The sequence below is a fragment of the Bradyrhizobium sp. JR4.1 genome, from assembly GCF_040548605.1.
In the GTDB taxonomy this organism is placed as follows: Bacteria; Pseudomonadota; Alphaproteobacteria; order Rhizobiales; family Xanthobacteraceae; genus Bradyrhizobium; species Bradyrhizobium canariense.
In genome coordinates, this window is the sequence record NZ_JBEPRY010000047.1 from 1 (window position 1) to 20758 (window position 20758).

The window sequence follows — 20758 nt, forward strand, 5'->3', positions numbered from 1 at the left end:
GGTTGCCATTGCCGGTCTTCGCGAACAGGCGAAGTTCCAGAACCGTGTCGGTGACGTCGTCTGGCAACGGCCAGCTCAAGCCCGCGGCCTCGAACGGCCGGAGCGCCAGGCGCACCGTCGAGGGCGCCGCGCCCACCCGTCGCGCAATCTCGCGGCTCGGCAGCCCGGCCGCCTTCATTCTGATCACATCGCGCACACGGCGCATCGCAAGCCTCTCCGTCGGCATCCAGGGTCCCCTTCGCAAAGCCGAAAGAGTTGACCCTATGGGAGCCAGAAGAGGCCTCGTCACCCGGGCGACATCATCCCGGAATGGTGGGCGACATCATTTCGGAACGGGTGGGCGACTTCAAATCGGAATGGTGGGCGAGATCATCTCGGAATCCTGGGCGACATCGATCGGAATCCGCAACCAGGCAAGCGGAGGCTTTGAACATCAGCCGCGGCAGCGTGTACTACCTGCCGCGGCCGGTGCCGGACGCCGATCTCGCGATCATGCGGCGTCTCGACCGGTTGCATCTGGAGTTTCCCTTCGCCGGCTCGCGAATGCTGAAAGGCTTGCTGGCTGCCGAGGAGTGCAAGATCGGCCGCCGGCATGTGAAGACGCTGATGCGGCGGATGGGGATAGAGGCGCTCTATCGCCGTCCGCGCACCACCAGACCCGGGCTCGGCCACAAGATCCATCCATACCTGCTGCGCGGCATGGAGATCAGGCGACCGAACCAGGTCTGGGCGATGGACATCACCTACATCTCGATGGCGAGTGGCTTCGTCTATCTCGCCGTGGCTGGACTGGGCAACACGTCGTGTTTTGTCGTGGCGGCTGTCGCACCATGGAAGCAGCCTTCTGCGTCGAGACGCTAGAGGATGCCTTGGCTCGTCACGGCAAGCCGGACATCTTCAACACGAACCAGGGCTCGCAGTTCACCGGACAGGCTTTTACCGGCGTGCTCGCCGACAACGGCATCGCGATCAGCATGGACGGCAAGGGCGCATGGCGGGACAACGTGTTTGTTGAACGGCTCTGGCGCAGCATCAAATATGAAGAGCGTACCTGCGGGCCTATGACAGCGTCAGCGAGGCGCGCAGCTCGATCGGCCGATATCTCGACTTGTATAACAGCAGGCGTCCCCATTCGAGTCTTGACGGCGGCACGCCAGATCAAGCCTACTTCAGCCCGCTGCCACTCCGCATAGCAGCCTAACCACGGCAGAGGCTCTACCTATCGACGCGGAAACTCTGTTCAGACAACCGGGACCAGCGCTAGGCTCACTTCGGTAATACCTCCATACAGAGCGAAGTCAGGGCCGCGGTAATAATGCATCAGGGACATGCCGTGCGGCAAGCACACCACACCAGCGGCAATGATCAAGCATGACGGCCTGCTTGGACTTGCAACTTTCGTGGTCAGTCTGGCTTTACTGCCGACGTGCACGATCTGTCACCCTAGCCCCTGTTAGATAGAGCCGAAAGGCAACCGGCAAGCTCGCACGGTGATTTGAAGGAAAACGCTCAAGGCAACCTGACATTTGTCTTGCTTGCCCAACTAACCGTAACACTGCCGTGCAACCCTGACCGAATGCCGCCCCTTCGTTGGAAGGCCCCTATCATCAGCGATCGAAACTGCGATCTCTCGAGACTTTCGGTGCCAGCCAGTCCCAACTCACGGGGCCTAACCAACACCTGCTGATCTGACCAGTCGCCTCCGAAAACGGCCACCCACTCGACGCTCTTGCGATTACTGCATCATCAGCGCGGTGTAGCATACGCCAGGCGGTTTAGCTCATCCAGCATGCCCGATCACGCTCGCGAGGTGCCCATGATGTCCCGAAACTGCGGCGCTACGTCGCCCGATTTGTCAGCCGCATCTCAGCCTCCCCTAGCTGGAAAGTGAGCCTTTTGAGATCTATCATTCCTGTAGATCAGGGCCATGGAACTCTGAGCAATAATGCTAGTCCGACCTGGAGGAAATACGCAGTGGCAGGTCATCTGTGCAGCGAGACCGAAGTTGGACCACCCAAAACTAGAGTTTTGCGCCTTGTCACGTTGGCGGGCTGGTTGCGCCGACGTGGTTGTGCAGCAAAATCGGCGCTCGATTGCCGATCGCCCATGGGGCTCGTTATAATAGCTGAGCCAAGTCTCCACTTTTTCCTGGGCGTTCGCAAGGGACAGGAACCAGTGGGCGTTGAGGCATTCGGCCCGGGAAACGACCGTTTAAGGCCTCGATGAACGCATTGTCAGTCGGCTTGCCCGGGCCGCGAGAAGTCCAGCGTAACGCCGCGCTGGTACGCCCACAGGTCAAGATCGCCGCGACACGAACTCGCTGCTCTAATCGACGCGGATCGTCGCCGGGACTTCCACTTCCTTGCGGGCCCTTTCCAGTATCGCCACGACGTCGCTGCCGCGGAAGGTGAACCGGGCCTGCAGCGCCGGCGAGAAGCGGGAGAAGATATCGACGATCGTGAGCAGCGGGGCTTATGTCCCGTCGCCAACTGCTCGTAAACAGATCTATCGCCCAGGCCTCTCGCTCGACCGGCTCGTCGGCCGGCGATCATCGCGCAGCTTGGCCTTGACCCGGCGCTTCGGCATTTTGTTGCGTAAATGCAGGCCCACCGCGATAGACGCGCCGCGTCTTGTTCTGGACGTGGCGCCAACCTTCTCGGCGGAGCAGAACGTGGACACGGCGATGGCCGTAGCGACGCGCGCATGACAGGTCTTCTTGATCCGATGTTCGAGGGCAGCCATGACAGCGCGGCTGGCCGCAATGATAGCCGTTGATCGAGCCAGCCATCGGCCATCTCAAATCCGAGCACGTATCGGCCGCAATTACCTCTCCCATCGCGAAGGCGATGCCATCCTCGCCGCCGTCGGCTATAACTGCTGGCATCTCCTCCGCTGGCTGCAGCTTCTGTTGCGCCGAATCCTGATCCGGCACATCCTCCGGCTTTAGCTCGTCCTGAGCTGTCCGGATTCTTGACGGACGACTAAATGCTTGGGCTGAACCCTCTCAACGAGCCATTCCGGAGGCATGACTAGCGGTGGAAGATATAAAGCGCGATAGAGTCGCTCAAGTTCTTTTGCGCTGCGTTGTACTTCCTTCGACATCAAAAGTTCCGTGGTCATACGCGTGGTGTAGAGGTGAGCCTCTCGTTTACCCTCGGTTATGAGCTCGGACTGCGATCGCCGCGTAGCTGAGCCATCCAACAGGCGCAGCCAACTCTCGCAAAAGAGCACATACCCGTAGTGTTGTGTTCTCGTGTCTAGCGAGGAGGCCGTTTCCAAATCTAGGATGGGAAACCGCAACTCGCCGATGATATCCCCTCCATCAAGCTGTTCCGATAGGTAATGGACGGTGACTCCGAAGCTCTCGTCACCGTTAAGTATGGCGTGTGTCCGGCCCCGACTGCCACGATACTCCGGCAGTGGAGCTGGGTGCAGATTGATTCCTCCTTGATCAAACTGGGCAAGGATATTTGCGGGGAAGATCCAGGGCCAAATCACGCTAACGAGAAAGCCTCCGTGAGGAGCAATGTCGTTCATTGAGTCCAAAAATGGGATACCGTACTGATCTGCTATTTCCCAAAGCTCTCTGTTGGTTTCGTTGCGCCAACAAGTTTTCTCATTTCGTGGCGCTCCGAGTATCGCCGAAACTGCGTCCCTGCCGGATGTTTCGATGATAAACAGGAGACAGCGGGTAGCGATTGCCCTGGTGCCAGCAAAAACGAGCCCGTCATTCAAAATCGACATTCCTCAACTTCTCCGTATAGACACCATCGTGCACACAAGAGGCCCACTGTCCGAATGCTTGCCGGCGCCGCCTAAGTTCGAAGTGACAGAATTCGAGTGATAAATGAATCACCTAATCAGGTAGGCGCCTAGTCCAAAGATGCGCGCCCAAGCCTTGAACGTGGGCTCTCTCAAACCGGATCCGATCGCGACGAGCACATGGGGAGCGTCGGTCAACGTGCTCCGCTCTCTCGAAGAACGTCTGCGGAATGTCCGCAGCATGCCCGCGAGTCAACGCTTACTGGCATAGCAACGAGACCGAACGAGCGAGCCTTGATCAGGATGCCGCTTCGGCAGGTGGCATCGGCGCGCGCATAGTCGTAGCTCCTGGTCAGCGACAGGATGTCGAGGCGGTGCCAAAGCGTTGCTCGGGATGGGGCCGGGCCGCGATGACGGCCGGGAAAAACGCCGCGGCAGCAAGGCCGATCTTCTCCCCAGCAGCGATCAGTCCTCCTGGCGTCCACTTGCCATAGCAGCGACGGGCGCTCGACATATGATCGGCCATCGCGGTGTGGTTGCGGCGGTTGGGCGCAGAGGCGTGGCTCGCGATCGTCTGACCCTTGTGGAAGATCTCGACTGTCTTGTCGGCGATGCGGACATCGACGAGTTCACGGATCAGCCGATAAGGGTGGAATACCAATGGCCGTCGATCCCGACGTGATAGTCGGGCGCGACGCGGCAACGCTTCCAGCGCGCAAAGACATAGGGCTTATCCGGCGGTTTTCCTAGTCATGTGGAACGCAAGTTCGTGACATTAGTTGATCCCTCGAATCTCTAGAGAGGAGAGCGCTCGTGGCGAATGCAGGCGTGAAAGGCCGGCCGATCGCGGCGTTGGTGCTGAGTCCGCAGGAGCTGGCGTACTTGGAAAGGCAAGTTCGTCGTCATCGTGTAGCCCGATCGCTATCTGAGCGGTGCCGCGCGATCCTGCGGTGTGCGATGGTCTGCCAAGCAAGTCTGTGGCTGCCGAAGTTGGCATCCATGAACACAGCGTTGGCAAGTGGCACCGCCGATTCTTGAAGGATCGCTGTGATTGCCTGCTTGACGAAGCCCGCCCTGGCCGCCCTCGAACCATGGACGATGATCAGGTTGCCGAGGTAATCGAGGGCGTGTCGTGGCCGCGATCGGGGGGGATGTCCCGCAATTAGGCAGCCAAGCAGTCTGGAGTGATTAGCACGGCGATCGGCTAGATGCACCGGGTCGAGGAGACCGGCAGCGTTAAGCTTGGCCAAATTGGAGATCATGCAGAGATTCGGCTTCAGAAAACCGTGCTGGTTGGCGAACGCGATCATTCCGCGATCGTGGCGGCAACTCCAATGGGCAAAGTATCGAGGACGCATCGAAAGACCGAGCGAACTTGCCTTCATCGATGAGACTCGGATCAGGACCGACATAGCTCCCTTGGGGGGATGCGGCCCGCGGGCAGAGACTCGCCGCCAAAGTTCCTGACGGCGGCTAGAAGAACCTGGCTTCTCTGGCGGCCTATGCCATGACCTGAATCGATGCACAATGGTTCATCGAGGGACCGATCCGTGGTGTGAGCTTTCGAACCTATTTCCGGAAAGTTCTCCTGCGAACTCTACCAGGCGATATCGTCGTTCTGGAAAAGCTAGGCAGCCACAAAAGCAAGCTCGTGCCCCAGCTCGTCCGGTCAGTCGGCGCCAAGCTTTTCTTCTTGCCATAATACTCGCCCGACCTGAACCCAATCGAACAGGCTTTTGCCAACCTCAAACATGCTGCGAAAGGCCGCCGCCCAAACCGCCGATGCCGTCCCGTCTGCGCCGCCGTCTGTGACGTTCTGACGGCATTCACTTAAGACCATGCGCGACTATCTCGCAACCTCAAGCTATCGAACCCAATACCCTCATGCTTTAGACGATTAGAACCACGTCCCATCTGCGCCATCGAGCCTGGCGCGAGTATTGGCGCATCATCACGTTCGTCATCATCGAAATCCGGAGAACGGTGGAGTGCCAATTAGCGGCCACCTACGGCGGAGAAATCCGGTCGCGACTGAACGCGTGTTCAGCCTTGGGGACACCGATTCCGAAATACCGCGTGTGGGCGAGATCGAGCATGCGATTGACCAAGCTCGAGAAACTGTATCCGCCGGTCGTTGCAGCCCTGACGTAAGAGTCCATATTGTTGAGTGAAGGGCTGAAGTTAATCTCAAGGACAAAGGGCTGACCGGAGCGGTCGATCCGGAGGTCGACGCGAGCGTAGTCCCGGCCAAGGCAGGCACGGAAGGTTGCAATCGAAATATCCCGCAGCATCGTCGCAAGCTCACTACTTATCCTCGCTGGGCAAATCTTCTGCGGCTCAGCGACCGTCATATGATACTTGTCTTCGAAGGTGATAAGACGTGTTTCGCGGTCTCCGAAGTCGTGCTCCAGCGGAGGCAACACCTCGAGCTCTTCGTTCCCCAGCAAGGCGACGCAGATTTCCCGCCCATCGACGTATTCTTCGACAAGTGCATCCTGCGCATACTGCGCGACGATCGTTTCTACGGCTTGCCTCAGATGGCTAGGCTCATACACGAGTTGTAATCCCAAGCTGACCGCTTCATAACGTGGCTTCACTATCACTGGGAATCGGAGGTCGCCGGTGCTCTCAGTGCCCCTACGCATGACCCGAAAGTTCGGCGTCGGCACACCGTCAGCACGGATAAGCTTCTTGGTGATGACCTTGTCTAGCTCCAGCGCAGCCCCGAGCGGACTCGGTCCCGTGTACGGTATACCGGCCATCTCAAGCATTGTTTGAACTTGGCTGCATCGCCACTCGCCCGTTCTCCCGTACGCCATGTTGAAGACCATTCCGGGGTTTCGGTTTTGCGGATCGGGTGGCATGAACCGCTCGAGTGTAGCGAGCAGTACTTTATCCCCCTCGCACACCAGCGTCTCGTGCCCGCGCTCTTGCAGTGCCGTCACCACGCTTTTGATAGTTGCGCGATCCTCCTCCGAACCAGACTGACTGGATGGATTGATCTCGATCGGCTCATTTCTCACGACTGCTACCCGCATGAGCTACTCCCTGGGTGTTTGCGGAACTTAAGATATTTGTCGAAGACTAAGATGCAAGCGGCCTACAGCAAGCACCTTGGGAAACGAAGGACGAACAAAAATGAAGGAAAAGCTCCAACTTGCCTCGACTCGCCCCTACACGCCAATGCTGGTTCGCTCCACCTCATGGAGCACGAACAACGCGACGAGTGCGAGTGCACCACTGCCTGGTCCAGCTAGTCGAAGAGTCTAAGCTCCATCTGGATGTGACATGTCTCCCTGCCGGCCTCCTGAAGCGAGCAGGGACCAAGCCACTGTTCGCAATGAGAGCGCATTACCCGCGCCAAACGCGATAAGTCTTCAAACAACAGGACCGCACTCAACACTGCAGCGTCTATCGCATTGACTTTGATCGTTCGAGCAAGCTTCATGTGGACCCCTTGCGTGAGATTGTGAGACCGATATGGTTGGAAGAATCGTTTCCGGATCTCAAGCAATCGACGTGCCAACAGAAGAGGTGCGAGCTAGACGGGAATACGATGAGGCCCGCGCCGGGCCGGCGGAAACCGACCGGAGGCTCAACGAGCCTTTCAGTCTGCCCCGGGATCGGCGCACTATCAAAGATGTGAGCGAGCCCTGATTGAGAAGGGCAAAGGAACTTTCTGCGCCACATCGGCGGAAGCGGCGTCTGTCGCGTTCCCTGCACGGCTGTTTAGACCAGACGGCGGAACACGACCCCCGGTATCACTCGAAGGACGCGGCCACTTGCAAAAAACGAATATCTGCTCGCCTACGATATTGCCTATGGCAACTTCAGCATCGACACGCTCGGCAACGGACCATTACCGCGCGTGATACGATTTGCTAAGCAGGATCTAAGGGTACTAGCGCTGGCCGAACACGCTAGTCGCCCAGCTTGAGATGTCGTCTGCTCTTTACTCGCAGGCACGGTGCAACCCCGATGGACACAAGTGATCTGCTGCTCAAGGGACAACATTGCGTCAGATCGCCCACGGCCGCAGAAAACCTGATTGTTACTACCATTGACCGCGCTGTGAGGCGAGATCGTTAACGATATCGGAAGTGTCCACAAATGTTCACTCAACCGAGCAACGCCGCGGTCACCTGCCGGTTGTACACCCGGGTGGTGAGCAGCAAGTGGCCCAATCGGCCGCCATTGACGTCTCGCCCGCGGTTCTCTGAATCAGTTCAATGACGTTGCTTCACAATCTACCACAAGCCGATTTTCACAATGCGAAAAGCAACGTCAGCTTCGGCTTGTCTGGTAGGAGTCGGTCCCTGCTGATTCTGGCAGTTGTTTGAAAGCGTAGAGCTGTTAGTTGAACAGGGTATGGCGACCCGACATTATCGATGACAATCATCAGTTTCAGTCAATAACAAATACGAGCCGCAAAAGAAGGCGGTGGACATAATGATCCGTAAAGTGACCGAAACGGCAGTCGCGCAAGCTCGCGCCAACATCGGGAAGATGGTCAAGACGCGGGAAGAACTCGACGCTTATGACGTAACGACCGAGCATTGGCAAAACGCGCTGCAGCGGCGATACCGCACCCATGAGGACATGAAAGGCATTCTCAACAATGTTGAGGAGGTCGACATGTCGATCTATGAGCATTTCGATATGCGTGTCACGCCATATCTCGCTCAGTTGATGGATCGCGATGACCCGAATTGTCCTATCCGTCGCCAGTACATGCCATTCAACGAGGAACTAAATGTACGACCATATGAAGTCGCAGACTCGTTGGCGGAAGATCACCACATGGTCGCTCGTAGCACTGTGGTTCATCGCTATCCCAATCGCGTCCTTTTCCTTGTTACTACGAACTGTGCCACCTATTGCCGATACTGCACTCGTAAGCGCTTCGTCTCCCACGGAGGGCGCGCAGTAAATAAGACCCAGCTTGAAGCGGGGTTCAAGTACCTGCGAGAGAATAAGAGCATTCAAGACTGCCTCTTGAGCGGCGGTGATCCCCTAATTCTCAACGACAGGCAGCTAGAAGATATTATTCGTCGCATTCACGAGGAAGCACCGCACATAACGTTTTTGCGCATTGGCTCGCGCCTGCCGGTGCAACTCCCAACACGTATTACTGATGAGTTCTGCGCCATCATCGAAAGGTATAACGTGCAGATGATCAACGTGCACGCCAATCACGCCAAAGAACTGACGCCAGTGTTTGCTTCGCGGATCAAGATGCTGCGCAAGACTGGTGTAATGATTGGCAATCAAGGCGTTCTGCTCAAGGGCGTGAATGATGACGTTGAAGTTCTTCGCGATCTGTGTATGGGCTTGGTTTCTATCGGAGTCCGCCCCTACTATTTTTACACTTGTGACGTTGCTGAAGGTAACCATTCATACCAACTACAACTTGACCGCGCCTGCCAACTTTACGCTGGCTTGCGTGGTTGGATCAGCGGTCCAGCCGTACCAACGTTTGTAGTGGACGGTACCGGCGGTCTCGGCAAGATGCCGATCATCCCTCACTACGTGCGCGAGCGTGCGAATGGCGAAGTCTGGGGCCAGAACTTTGAAGGCAGGTGTCACCGCATGATCAATCTCGAAGATCGAACACTCGAGGGCAACTGATGGCACAAAAACTCAGATCCTTACTCGCAACTATCCGGAACACAGGGTCAAGTCGAACAGCCAGATCGTGGTGAGCATCGGCTTTTCAATGTGGCGTTGCTGCGCAAGTCTTTCGCACCTGGATCGGCTGGAGGACCAGAACGACAAACCTGCGGCCTGCAAATGTGTGGAAAACGCGTTTGAGAATTCAGCGCGTCGCGATCTTCGCCGTCCTTGTCTCCGCCGGCAGGTCGAGTTCCTGCGCGAGCGCACCAAGCGTGTCGTCGAGGATTGAAAGGATGTCATTCACCTGGACCGCGGTAACGATCATGGGCGGGCAGATCAGGAAGTGATCGCCGTCGACGCCGCCGCGCGTTCTGCGCGAGTAGATGATCAGCCCACGCTCGTAAGCCAGTTCGACCACCCGGTTATAAGCGTTCAATCCGGCCGGCAGCGGCGCCATCGTCGTCTTGTCCGAAACGAATTCGGCCGCCAGGAGTAGGCCCTTGCCTCGCACGTCGCCAATGAAAGGGTAACGCTCGGCCAGCGCCTCGAGCCCCGCCTTGAGCCGTTCGCCCATGACCGTGGTATTGTCGAGAAGGTTCAGCCGGTCTATCTCCCCGAGCACCGCCAGCCCCGCCTTGCACGCCAGCGGATTGCCGGCATAAGTGTAGCCATGCGCAAATCCGCCGCTGCTCAGCACCGGCTGGACCAGCCGATCCGATGCCAACACAGCGCCGAGTGGCGAGTAGCCAGCACCCAGCCCCTTAGAGAGGGCGACGATATCAGGAAGGCAATTCCAATGGTCGCCGCCGAGATATTTGCCGGTGCGCCCTGCGCCGCTCATCACTTCGTCATGGATCAGAAGGATGCCGTAGCGGTCGCAGATCTCGCGGATGCGCGCATAGTAGCTGTCCGGCGCTACGAGCGCGCCGGTCGAAGCGCCTCCGATGGGCTCCATGATGAACGCGAGCACCGTCTCCGGTCCCTCGGCCTCGATCTGCTGCTCCAGCAGATCGGCGTATTTCACGCCGCGCTGATTCATGGTCAAATTGTCGCGATCGAGATAGGCCGTCGGCGCGGCAATCTTCGGCATGGTCCGCATAATCTGCGTGAAGGATGCGGTCAGCGCGTTGTAGCCGGTCACCGCAAGCGCGCCGAGGGTTCCGCCATGGTAGGAGGGAAAGCGCGAGATCACCTTCCAGCGGTTGGCCTGTCCGGTCGCTACAACCCATTGCCGCGCCAGCTTGATGGCCGATTCCACGGCCTCGGATCCGCCCGACACAAAGAATACCTTGTCGAGGTCGCCTGGCATCCGCTTCGCAAGCTGGCGCGCCAGCTCTTCCGCAGGCTCGTTCTCGAAATGCAGCCGATAGATGAAAGTCGCTCGATCGAGCTGAGCCTTCATCGCCGCGATGACGTTCGGATTGGAGTGCCCGATATTCACCACCATGGCTCCCGAGGAGCCATCGATCACCCGACGGCCATTCTCGTCCCAGATGTAGATACCTTCGGCATGGGTCGCCATTGGACGGCGGCGGCGCGATTGATAGAATAAATGCGAAGGCGCACGCTGGGCGGTCTGGTCGGACATGGTTCGATCTTTCGGTGTTCCCTGCGATGCCGATGGCTCTCGGACACGGACGGTGTGCTCGCAGGCCTGCTGGCGTGGTCCCCGAACCAGCTTCCGTTTGCCTCAGCTCAGATCGTCGAGTTGAACGATCAACGACATACCGAGATTTGTCGCGGCCTTATTCATGCGTCAAATAGATAATCAAGATAATGAGTATAGAGGCAGAAAATGAGGTGCACCGAGACAGGGAAGCCAGTATCGATCATCGAAGGCAAGACGCGCGCGCAAGCTTCTGTTCTGCTTAAGTAAGCGCCGAGCCTTCCAAAGAAGATGACGCGAGCCGTCATCAATCTCTCTCATCGGTGGCGCAGATCGTGGTGATGATTCCTTGCCGGCCGGAGCGATCGTCAAGCCTATGGCCTTCCTGAGTCGAAGGACTGAGCCCGCTCACCTATAGGTGCGCTCGTCCAGCGAAGTCTGCGCAATCATGTCATGGGTCGTCCGCACGAAGGCGGCTTCGGCCGGATTCAGGCTTCGGTGCGGGTTCACCACGAAATGGATGTCCACCGCCGGCAGATTGTCCCTCGGCGGCACCTGCCACAGGAGCCCGGCATCGACGTCGCGCCAGGCTACATGCACCGGCAGCGCTCCAATGCCCATCCCGTTGATGATCATGCGCCGCACCTCGGGCAGATTGGCAGAGATGCCGCGCGGCTCAGGTTGGAGTTTGACTCGCTCGCGCAACTGATGCACCAAATAAAGCGGTCCATTCTCGAATTCGGTCTGGAACGACACGGAGCGCTCGCCAGACACATCCTCGATGCCGATGTCGGCTCTGCCGAACAACCTGTGCAGCGGGCCGCAGAACAGGCCAAAAAACTCCCGGAAAAGGACACGGCCGTCCAGCAAGGGATCGTCCTCGCGCATCAGGCATATGCCCACCGACGCCTGGTTTTGCCGTAACCGGCTCAGGACTTCGGCACTGTCGGTGATCGAGATCGAGTACGTCACTTCGGGATAGTCTTCGTTGAAGCGGACCATCGCAGCGTCAAAATGCTGGCAGACCACGTGACTGGTCATGGCGATGGCGATATGACCGGCCACGGCGGTTTCGGCCGCGGCGATCAGACCAGGCAACCTTCCGATCGAGCCGAAGATCATCAGGCTCTCGCGATAAAGAGTCTCGCCCGCAGGGGTCAGCGCGAAATGACCGGGCCGTCGATCGAGCAGTCGGCTTTCTGTAGTCTCCTCCAGACGTTTCAGCGCACTGCTTACTGTAGGCTGGCTGAGGCTCATAAATTCGGCCGCCCGCGTGACGCCGCCCTGTTCAACAATCACCGTAAACGTACGCAGCAGGTTCCAGTCCAGGCGCCAAAGAAAACGCTGTTCATATGGTCTCATTAATTCGGTCTATAATCATGATTGTTTCTATCTGTTTGCGCTATGGACGGAAAGGAGTCAACGGTTGGGAAAGGACCGAAACGGAAGCGCCTATGTCGCCCGCTTGCCAGGTCGACATGCAGGGATGATCCGAATGAAATTACCCGAGAAGGTCGGCATGATCGAAGACACGATCGCCATGATCGGCGACGGCGCAATAGTCATGCTGGGTGGCTTCGGCGTTCCTGGAACGCCGTTCTGTCTGATCCGCGAGCTCGTGCGCCAGAGGCCGCGCGGGCTGACCATCATCAAGAACGATGCCAACGAGGTCGGGATGGGGGTTGACTGGCTCCTTGAAAGTGGCCAGGTCGCACGGCTGATAACCAGCCACGTTGGCCTCAATCCTACGGCTGTGCGTATGATGAATGAAGGGACCGTCGAGGTAGAATTCATTCCGCAAGGCATTCTCGCCGAACGAATCCGCGCCGCCGGCACCGGCATGATGGGTTTTGTGACAGATATCGGCCTTGGTACACCGCTTGAGGATGGCAAACCGCGCGTCACCATTAACGGCAAAATCGGCCTGCTGGAGACGGCGCTGACGGCCGATTTCGCGTTGCTGCACGCTGCGCGGGCCGATTGCTTCGGCAACCTGTTTTTCGCCGCTTCGGCGCGTAACTTCAACCCGCTGATGGCGATGGCCGCGAGCAAGACCATTGTCGAGGCCGAGTCCGTAGGCTCGCTGGGCGCCCTCGCGCCCGAGGACATCCACCTGTCTGGGACTTTCGTAGATCACGTCGTCGAATTGTCCGAACTTCCGGGGGTCTACGGTGTCGTTAAACGCTAAGGAGCGCATGCTGCGCCGCGCGGCGGCCGACGTCAAGCCGGGCATGACCGTCAATCTCGGGATCGGCCTGCCGACGGAGGTGCTACAATTCCTGCCGCCCGGCATTCCCATTTGCCTTCATTCGGAAAACGGAATCACGGGCGTCGGCCCAGTCCTGTCCCCAGACAAGGCCGACCGCAACCTGATCGACGCGGGTGGAGGCTATGTCTCCACTATTCCCGGCACGGCCTTTTTCGATAGTGCGGTTAGCTTCGCCATCGTCCGTTCCGGCCGCCTTGATCTGACCTTGCTGGGGGCTTTCCAGGTGGCCGCCAACGGCGACCTGGCGAACTGGAAGATACCCGGAAAATTCTCGCCGGGCATGGGCGGCGCAATCGAGCTTGCGCAGAAGGCACGCCGCGTCGGAGTGATCATGACCCATACCGACCGCAAGGGAAACCCTAAGATCCTCGCGGAATGCACGCTGCCGCTAACTGCGAAAGGCTGCGTCAATCGCGTTTATACCGACATGGCTGTCCTCGATGTCACGCCAACGGGGCTCGAGCTTGTCGAGATTGCGGAGCGCGTGAGCCTTACCGAACTGCGTAAAGCAACCGGCGCGCCCGTTCGCGTAATCGATCGGGACCTGCCCAACTTCTAGGATGAACATGGACGTCGACAAAACTGCTATCTTGCACGCCGTCGACGCGCTGTTCGATCGTGAACTCGATTTCCTGACCGAACTCGTTCGTCACCCCTCAACGCGAGGACAGGAGCAATCCGCCCAGGATTTCGTCGCGCGCGAGCTTGGCGAGCGCGGCTTTGAGGTCGACCGCTGGAGATAGATGTTGCCGATCGCGGTACTGCCGGGGTTCTCGCCTGTCACCGCCGATTACGATGACGCGGGCGCAACCTCATCCTTAACGGGCATATCGACGTGGTGCCGGCGCTCGACATGTGGGAGCGTCCGCCGTTCGAGCCGTGGATCAGGGACGGGTGGATGTACGGCCGCGGCGCGGCCGACATGAAGGCTGGCTTGGCCTCCAATCTCTTCGCCATCGAGGCGTTGAAGCATCTCGGGCTGCGCCCGGCCGCCGACGCCTTCTTCCAGTCGGTGGTTGAAGAGGAATGCGCCGGCAACGGTGCGCTCGCCTGCTTGCAGCGCGGCTATCGCGCCGATGCGGCCCTGATCCCCGAACCCTTTGGCGAGAAGCTTGTCTCCTCGCAGGTCGGGGTGCTGTGGTTTCAGGTGCGACTGAAAGGGCTGCCGACCCATGTCGCCTACGCCGGCAGCGGCGCCAACGCCATCGAAGCGGCCATTCCGGTCTTCGAGGCCCTGCACAAGCTGGAGCATCGCATGAACGCGCCGGAACGCCGGTACCACGACCATGCCGGCCACAACCATGCGCTCAACCTGAATATCGGCAAGATGAAGGGGGGCGACTGGACCAGCTCGGTCCCGGCATGGTGTGTCTTCGACGTGCGCATGGGCCTGTTTCCCGGCCAGGAGCTCGGCGAGATGCGGCGCGCCATCGAGAACGCGATCCATGAGGCGGTCCGGAGCCAGCCCTTCCTCGCCAAGAACCGGCCCGAGATCATCTACAACGGCTTTGCCGCCGAGGGCTATTCCCTCGCGGACGACGCGCGGCCCGCTGCCCGCGAAGCCCGGGCTGCGCTCGCGCGCGCCCACACTCTGGTAGCCGGCGAGCCACTGCGGACCGAAGCGATTACTGCGACCACGGACGACCGCTTCTTCGGCCTCTACGCCGACACCCCAGCACTCGTCTATGGTCCTCGAGCCGAGGCGATCCACGGTCTCGACGAGCGTGTCTATCTGGACTCGGTTCGGCACGTGACCCAGTCCACTGCTCTATTCATCGCTGATTGGTGCGGCCTGGAAGAAGCATAATTTTTCGAGCGCTAACCATTCCAGCTCCGCTCGAGCGCCGCATGGGCGGCGGCGACCTAGATGAGACCTCGTATTGCCTATTGGAGGAATGTTCCCGAAGACGCGAGCGTTGCCTCATTTATTTTGCTCCCAAGAAGACCGACGGTCGGCACGGGGAGGCCGGTCCTTGCGCAACTCCGGCCAGCTCCACGACCGGCCTCCCCGTGCCGCAAGCGGGCGCAGTCACCGCGCAACCGGTCTTTCGTCGAAGCGCACCGCATAATCTGCCGATCCAAACAGCCGCGCGCTTGCCTGCTCGCCGCGCCAGGAGTTGAGGCGGCGCTGGAGCGTTCGCAGCAGAGTGTCCGGGTACGCGCCGGGACAGTCCGCCTGTAACCTCGTTAGGAGCTCGGCGCCGACTCGCCACGGCTCGGCCTTGAACCACTCCTGCAGCTGTGGGGCGCCTGAACGAGCTGATCAGGACGACGACGACCTCGCTTCGCTTTGAGGATCGGCCGGTCAGTCGGTTGAGATGAGCTCTCTTCCGAGCCGTTCGCAAGCCGGCGAGGAACAAGTCATCGGCGGGACCGCAGTAATCGGGTCGCTCGCCGGCTTCACGTCCGCAAGGTCGGCCAGACGTTGCTGCGCAGACCGAATGTCACGCAGCAACGCGACCGGGTCCAAGCTGACGCAGATTTCCTGCGGTCGGCACCGAACTGCATCCGAGGTATGTGGATCGGCTGCCAGCCGCCGATGCGGTGTTGTCGGCGCCTATAAGGTTTGCGGACGCGTGCGCCATCGCGCTGTTTTCCGATCAGCTTGAACGACGGCTGGAAGAAGCTCAAGAACAGGCGCACTGAGCGATAGAGTTCTTCGAGCAACGCAGCCGCCTCGAGCCCCACAAACCGCCGATAACCATCCATCCGTCGGACCACGGCTCCGTTCTTCTGTTCGACGAATGCCTGGTTGTTCTTGCAACAAGGTCGGCAGCGCGTGAAGACAATGTTCGCCTCACAATACGCTTTCAGCGTCTGGTTTATGAACACGGAATCATTATCGGTATCGATGCCCTGGAGCGAAAACGGCAGCTGTCGGCTGTCAACACGGTGCTCAGGAGCGTTTGCTCGCGCACCAGCAACGACGCACACTCCATCCAACCGGTCGCAACATCCGTGAGCACCAGCGTCTGGATAAAACTGCCGCGTGCCGAGGGTCCGCTGTAGGCGACCAGATTGGCTTCGACAAAGCCCGGCGCGGGATCCTTCCAGTCGGGGGACGTCCGTACCGGGATGCTCCGTCGCAATGCGCTCCGCACCGACAGGCGGCGTTGGCGCCCACCCTCCTGTTGGAGCTTGCCCAGCGCCCGTCGATCGTCGACGCGCTTCAGCGCCAGCAGCTTCGCGCGAATTTCAGGCGCCAGGCCCATGTGGCCGTTCCGTTCCATCGATCGACTCGGAGCGGCAGCAGAGCTTTCAGTCTCTTGCCGCAAATCCAATCCGGTGCCTCCCAAGAACTGACAGCGTGTTTCGTTCAGCTTCCTCGTAAATCCGGCGACGGGTGCGCCGAACCGAGGATTGCCTGATCTCGCCTCGGAGCAGGCGCATCGCATGCTTTCGATGGAAGTCTGTCACAACCACAAACTCGTCGAGAGTTCGCGCCTTCTCCGCGCGGCTCGCCTCTCTGTAGCGCTGCGCCACAGCGGCCGTCAGCTCTCTTCGAGTCGCCATGCTCAGTTGCCTCATTATCGCCCCCTAGTCCCATCCTTCGGGAGAGCAAATTATGTGAAGCAACGGGCCAGCATTCAGGAACATTTCAGGCGGCGCAATGCGCAGGCACAAGTGTTTGTCGAGCTCTGCGGTCGCAGTCTATGTGCATCGGCTGATCGGCGCGGCGGTGCTGCTGTTTTTAATCCTATCGATCCTTATACCCGTCCCGCTCTCGTTCAAATCAGAACCCTTCAGCGCATAGCTATCGCACGCAGCATCCCAGCGGTGTTGACTATGACCCCCTCTACGTTGCCCTTGCTGCTCTTCGAGCCGCAATCCAGCGTGCAGACCTCGGGGCGCAAGCTCCTTGATGTGCGCGAGCCGCTCACGCGCGCTCGCTCGCGGGCGCGAGCGGCAGCGGAGCTTCCGGCGCGCTCCCACCCCTCGCCCGGCAGGTTCGGACCGGATCCGCATCCGATTGCGCTGCACCACCGCCCGCCACAGGCTCGGATCCAGTGAGCCCTACTGGATCTTGAGATCACGCACGTGGAGATGCACCGCCGCCGCACATGCGCGGCCTTGATTGCTCAGTCTGCGATCTGCCCTGGGATGACGGGCACATTCTGCTGCCTCGGCGCTTCCCCTCCGCCCGTAACCGCACAGGTGATGAACACCTCAGAAATCATCCCACCATCTCCTCTCGCTGACGGCGACGCTCGCCAAACCATTGAGTAGTTCAGGGCTGTTCGCGGGTTGGCGCGTAAACGTCATCTCGACAGATTCTCAAAAGTCAGGCGAAGCTTTAATTTCATCTCGCAGATCGACCGGTGCTGCATCCGAAACCTCGTATTAGTGCGTTACCGCCGCAGCCAAAGAATGCGCTTTAGAATTCGCTGTGAATTTCTGGTCCAGGATCATGTACGAGAGCCCGCCCGAGAACGTGAGGCCCTTGACCGAAGTCCATCCTGTCCTCACGCCAACAACGGCGTAGTTGAAGTCCGGATTGCAGCCCGCCGCGCCGCTCGACAGCGCGAGGTTGACCACGAAGGTTCCGCAGATATACCCCTCGGCCGTGTTGTTATAGCGCACAGCCGCCCACGCTCCGACGATGGAGCTATTCCAGTAAGGATTCCAGTTATGAGTGTAGCCGCCATTGAAGCCGTACGTCGTGGTCAGCTCCTGACAGCACCGGTGACGAACACCGAGTCCGACACTCCGCCAACACCGAGACTTTGATAGACACCTGGCACGCCTGTGCCGCCGTACATCGTAAACGCAGACCCCATGTAGTCATGGAAGTTGTAATGGCTCGCGCCTTTCGTATACACGCCAGTCAAATTGACCGTCTCCCCAGCACCCCTCGGCAGGTTCTTGATGGACAACGCCAACTGTCCGGCCTTAGCGCGGTGGAGACGCCGGCCATGGATGCCCTGACAAGATGCAATCCCAAGTGGCGTGTCACCATCGGCCGTGTCGTAGCAGGTGGTACTGCGATGCTCGCTTCACGCCCCTATAGATAGTCCCAGACACTCAAGCGTTCGTCGCGCATATCTCCGTTAGGAATCACTTGCATGTCCAATACTCGACGGAGCGTGGCATCCTCGGATGCGCTGCCTCGCAGCTTCGGCAATAGTGCGGGACTCTCGTTGGCATGGCAAGAAGAAAACGTACACGGTCGCGCTACAAGCGTCGCAAAATCTTCGCCTACTCTTGGGCCACGATGAAAAGTACGCTTCAGCGCCAGCGCTTCTCCTCAGCGTCGTAGGCGCCGGCAAGCGGATCGCTCACGGCCATCAGCTCACGTTTGAGCACTTTATTGCTGGAGGTGGTTCTAGGTAGCGCCGGAGTAAAGGCGATATAGCGCGGCACCTTGAACATGGCGAGACTGCCACGAACATGCTCGAGAATACGATCTACGGGCAGATCGCCTGGTGCGAGACCTTCTTTCAGCTCCACGTAAATCTTGACCTCCTCACCGCGCTTGGCGTCACGAACGGGCACGGCGGCCACATCAGCGATCTCTGGAATCTCGCGAATGACGGCCTCCACCTCGCGCGCGGCGATGTTCTCGCCTGAACGTCTAATCATGTCCTTCGTGCGGCCTACCAGCCAATGAAAGCCTAGCTCGTCGCGCCGCAGTAGATCGCCCGTCCTGAACCATCTGCCTTTGAACGATGCGGCATTCGCTTCTGGGTTATTCCAGTAGCCTTTGAGGATTCCACGACCGCTTACCCACAGCTCACCGACTTCGCCGACTGGTGTAGGTGTGCCATCGCAGTTCATCAGTCGCAGATTCCGAAACGGTGCACGAATCCCCACCGAACCGGAATCGGCCATCTCATCAAGGTCGTTCGGCATTTGTGTGCCGAACCCAATTTCCGTCATCCCGTAAGCATCTTGGGTTCGCACTCGAAATCGCTTCCGCAGTTTGCGTTGCGTATCAGGACTACATCCCCACGTCAAAGTCTGCTTCAGGCATGTCGCTCCATCTTCATCGGCGGCCTCGGCCTGGCGCGCTACCAGCTCGGGAAAAAAGCACCATTCGATCCCATACTGCTTGATCCAATCGATGAAGCGCGTCGAACTCATTGAGGGCGCCAGGTAGAGGGTGCCAGCCTGCCGATAAGACTTCAGAAGGTGTACTTGCGGATCACCGTAGAAGAAAGGCTGCATAGAAATATACCTTTGGTATCGCTGCTCGTCCCCGCATTGCGCCTGAAAGGAACTCACGCCCCAGTAGTCGTGCGTCAACATGCAACCCTTCGGAAAGCCTGTTGTCCCCGAGGTATATTGAATGCTCAACAGGTCCTCGGGTCGGACATCCTCCTCCACAATAGAGTCGTTGACGCCCTTGAGTAACTCGTCGACGGAAGTGGCTATTCCGTCGAAAGGCTGTCCAATGAGAATTACTCGCTCCTTGACAAGGTCTTGCGGCCAAGGTTCCATCGCCGAGAACACAGACGCTACGGAGCCGTCGATGACAGCGAACCCAGCCTTTGCGTCACTGAGAACGTGTTTGATCTCCCTCGGAGTGTAGCGCATGTTGATCGGTACCATAACCGCACCGAGCTTGGCGATCGCGAACCAAACGGTCGGAAATGCGATACGATTGGGCAGCATCACCCCAATGCGATCGCGCTTGCGCACGCCGAACGCACGCAGCGCATGCGCATATCTGTTGGACAAACGGTCCATCTCGGAGTAGGTCGCGCGCTCGCCGCGCCCGAACACGTCGATTGCGGTAGTTGAGCCGTTCGTTCTGGCCCGCATTGAAACAAGCTGTCCAACCGTGATGGTCTCATATGAAGATTCCAGCGCCTCGATTTTGCGCAACGCCTTTGCGACGCGCTCTTGCAGCTGTTTTTGTTTCGACCGCATATTTGGAAACCTTTGGGATTGGAAGGACCAAAGACAAGCCGATCGCATTGCGGATTTCCAGCACTTTCAGCTCGTCGATCCAGCATGCGTGAGACGAACTCACGAGCATAATCACGCCAACGTCATTGTGGCAATCTCGAACCTGGCACGCAGCTGCTTGCTCGCATCCACGTCGAACGACGGAAAACAACGATGCAGCTGACGCCTTGTCGGTGCGGCCTGTGTGTCGGAGACATCCTATTCGTCCTTGATTGGGCAGGAGCGTTCGTTGGGTGCTTGACTCAAGCGAGAGAGGTACGCGCCTTAACGTTGCTTGCCTAATTGCCGCAGCCCGTCGTATCGTGATGAGCTGCTTCTCGTGACCAGTGGCTTCATAGCCGTGCAGCGGATTGTAAATTGTTAATCAGGATCGGGGTACTACCTACTCTAGTGGAATTCCCACGCAAGAGTGTCAACATCCCTAAGGCGAGACTAGGCTCCGGCGCGAGCGCGGGATATCAAACTTGGTCTCCAAAGGCAGCCGACCACCGCCCCGACTCCTTCGAAAACGATCGGGCATTTTGTTTGCGGCATTTTTAGCAAGGATGGAGTGTGGACATAAAGCAGCGACGTCGCATCTATTGCCGCACCCCGGCGAA

14 protein-coding genes and 6 pseudogenes are annotated in these 20758 nt (G+C 58.9%); 8 read left to right on the forward strand and 12 right to left on the reverse strand.

Translation table 11 applies throughout. From position 1 onward, the window contains the following. On the reverse strand, positions 1-226 hold a 226-nt coding region (locus tag ABIB90_RS39995), incomplete at its 3' end, for a winged helix-turn-helix transcriptional regulator (RefSeq protein WP_354202823.1). 182 nt (positions 227-408) lie between these two features. Here ABIB90_RS39995 and ABIB90_RS40000 point away from each other — a divergent pair. Beyond that, positions 409-1201 (forward strand): annotated as a pseudogene (locus ABIB90_RS40000) (IS3 family transposase); the annotation flags it as partial. 837 nt (positions 1202-2038) lie between these two features. On the opposite strand, the pseudogene ABIB90_RS40005 reads toward ABIB90_RS40000, so the two are convergent. Beyond that, positions 2039-2778 (reverse strand): annotated as a pseudogene (locus tag ABIB90_RS40005) (integrase core domain-containing protein); the annotation flags it as partial. On the opposite strand from ABIB90_RS40005, the pseudogene ABIB90_RS40010 reads away from it, so the two are divergent. Beyond that, a pseudogene (locus tag ABIB90_RS40010) lies at positions 2775-2947 on the forward strand (IS5/IS1182 family transposase); the annotation flags it as partial. The pseudogenes ABIB90_RS40005 and ABIB90_RS40010 overlap by 4 nt on opposite strands. Here ABIB90_RS40010 and ABIB90_RS40015 read toward each other — a convergent pair. Both ABIB90_RS40015 and ABIB90_RS40020 read right to left on the reverse strand, forming a co-directional pair. Next, a complete protein-coding gene (locus ABIB90_RS40015; RefSeq protein WP_354202824.1) occupies positions 2944-3744 on the reverse strand; it encodes a formyltransferase family protein in 801 nt (266 codons plus the stop codon). The pseudogene ABIB90_RS40010 and the gene ABIB90_RS40015 sit on opposite strands and share 4 nt — an antisense overlap. A 302-nt stretch (positions 3745-4046) precedes the next feature. Then, a pseudogene (locus ABIB90_RS40020) lies at positions 4047-4500 on the reverse strand (Mu transposase domain-containing protein); the annotation flags it as partial. A gap of 75 nt (positions 4501-4575) precedes the next feature. Between ABIB90_RS40020 and ABIB90_RS40025 the strand changes: the two are divergent. Beyond that, positions 4576-4886: pseudogene (locus tag ABIB90_RS40025) on the forward strand (helix-turn-helix domain-containing protein); the annotation flags it as partial. A 545-nt stretch (positions 4887-5431) separates the two neighbouring features. Here ABIB90_RS40025 and ABIB90_RS40030 read toward each other — a convergent pair. Together ABIB90_RS40030 and ABIB90_RS40035 are read right to left on the reverse strand one after the other, a co-directional pair. Beyond that, on the reverse strand, positions 5432-5602 hold the full coding sequence (locus tag ABIB90_RS40030) for a hypothetical protein (protein WP_354202825.1): 171 nt from the start codon (positions 5600-5602) through the stop codon (positions 5432-5434). A 166-nt stretch (positions 5603-5768) separates the two neighbouring features. Then, entirely contained in the window at positions 5769-6800 is a 1032-nt protein-coding gene (locus ABIB90_RS40035; RefSeq protein ID WP_354202826.1) for a D-alanine--D-alanine ligase family protein, read from the reverse strand. A 1411-nt stretch (positions 6801-8211) separates the two neighbouring features. Here ABIB90_RS40035 and ABIB90_RS40040 point away from each other — a divergent pair. Beyond that, the gene (locus tag ABIB90_RS40040) at positions 8212-9390 is read left to right on the forward strand and encodes a KamA family radical SAM protein (protein WP_354202827.1); all 1179 of its coding nucleotides are present in this window, start codon (positions 8212-8214) and stop codon (positions 9388-9390) included. Between the two features lie 187 nt (positions 9391-9577). Here the strand turns inward: ABIB90_RS40040 and ABIB90_RS40045 are convergent, their stop codons facing one another. Further along, entirely contained in the window at positions 9578-10963 is a 1386-nt protein-coding gene (locus ABIB90_RS40045; protein ID WP_354202828.1) for an aminotransferase family protein, read from the reverse strand. Positions 10964-11389: 426 nt separating this feature from the next. Further along, positions 11390-12343 (reverse strand): LysR family transcriptional regulator, encoded by a 954-nt coding sequence (locus ABIB90_RS40050; RefSeq protein ID WP_354202829.1) that lies wholly within the window; start codon positions 12341-12343, stop codon positions 11390-11392. A gap of 133 nt (positions 12344-12476) precedes the next feature. Here ABIB90_RS40050 and ABIB90_RS40055 point away from each other — a divergent pair, with 133 nt between their 5' ends. From ABIB90_RS40055 to ABIB90_RS40070, 4 genes are all read left to right on the forward strand, one after another. Then, entirely contained in the window at positions 12477-13169 is a 693-nt protein-coding gene (locus ABIB90_RS40055) for a CoA transferase subunit A (RefSeq protein WP_354202830.1), read from the forward strand. Positions 13170-13176: 7 nt separating this feature from the next. Continuing rightward, positions 13177-13809 (forward strand): 3-oxoacid CoA-transferase subunit B, encoded by a 633-nt coding sequence (locus ABIB90_RS40060; RefSeq protein ID WP_354202831.1) that lies wholly within the window; start codon positions 13177-13179, stop codon positions 13807-13809. A gap of 7 nt (positions 13810-13816) precedes the next feature. After that, positions 13817-13993 (forward strand): hypothetical protein, encoded by a 177-nt coding sequence (locus tag ABIB90_RS40065; protein ID WP_354202832.1) that lies wholly within the window; start codon positions 13817-13819, stop codon positions 13991-13993. A gap of 92 nt (positions 13994-14085) precedes the next feature. Continuing rightward, positions 14086-15057 (forward strand): ArgE/DapE family deacylase, encoded by a 972-nt coding sequence (locus tag ABIB90_RS40070; protein WP_354202833.1) that lies wholly within the window; start codon positions 14086-14088, stop codon positions 15055-15057. 222 nt (positions 15058-15279) lie between these two features. Here the strand turns inward: ABIB90_RS40070 and ABIB90_RS40075 are convergent. The 4 genes and pseudogenes from ABIB90_RS40075 to ABIB90_RS40090 all read right to left on the reverse strand — a co-directional run bounded on the left by ABIB90_RS40075 (position 15280) and on the right by ABIB90_RS40090 (position 20120). Next, a pseudogene (locus ABIB90_RS40075) lies at positions 15280-16778 on the reverse strand (ISNCY family transposase). Between the two features lie 813 nt (positions 16779-17591). Further along, positions 17592-17831: a porin gene (locus tag ABIB90_RS40080; protein ID WP_354202834.1), complete on the reverse strand. Its 240-nt coding sequence runs from the start codon at positions 17829-17831 to the stop codon at positions 17592-17594. Positions 17832-17914: 83 nt separating this feature from the next. Next, positions 17915-18079 (reverse strand): hypothetical protein, encoded by a 165-nt coding sequence (locus tag ABIB90_RS40085; RefSeq protein ID WP_354202835.1) that lies wholly within the window; start codon positions 18077-18079, stop codon positions 17915-17917. A 397-nt stretch (positions 18080-18476) separates the two neighbouring features. Further along, entirely contained in the window at positions 18477-20120 is a 1644-nt protein-coding gene (locus ABIB90_RS40090) for a class I adenylate-forming enzyme family protein (RefSeq protein ID WP_354202836.1), read from the reverse strand. Positions 20121-20758: the final 638 nt, after the last annotated feature.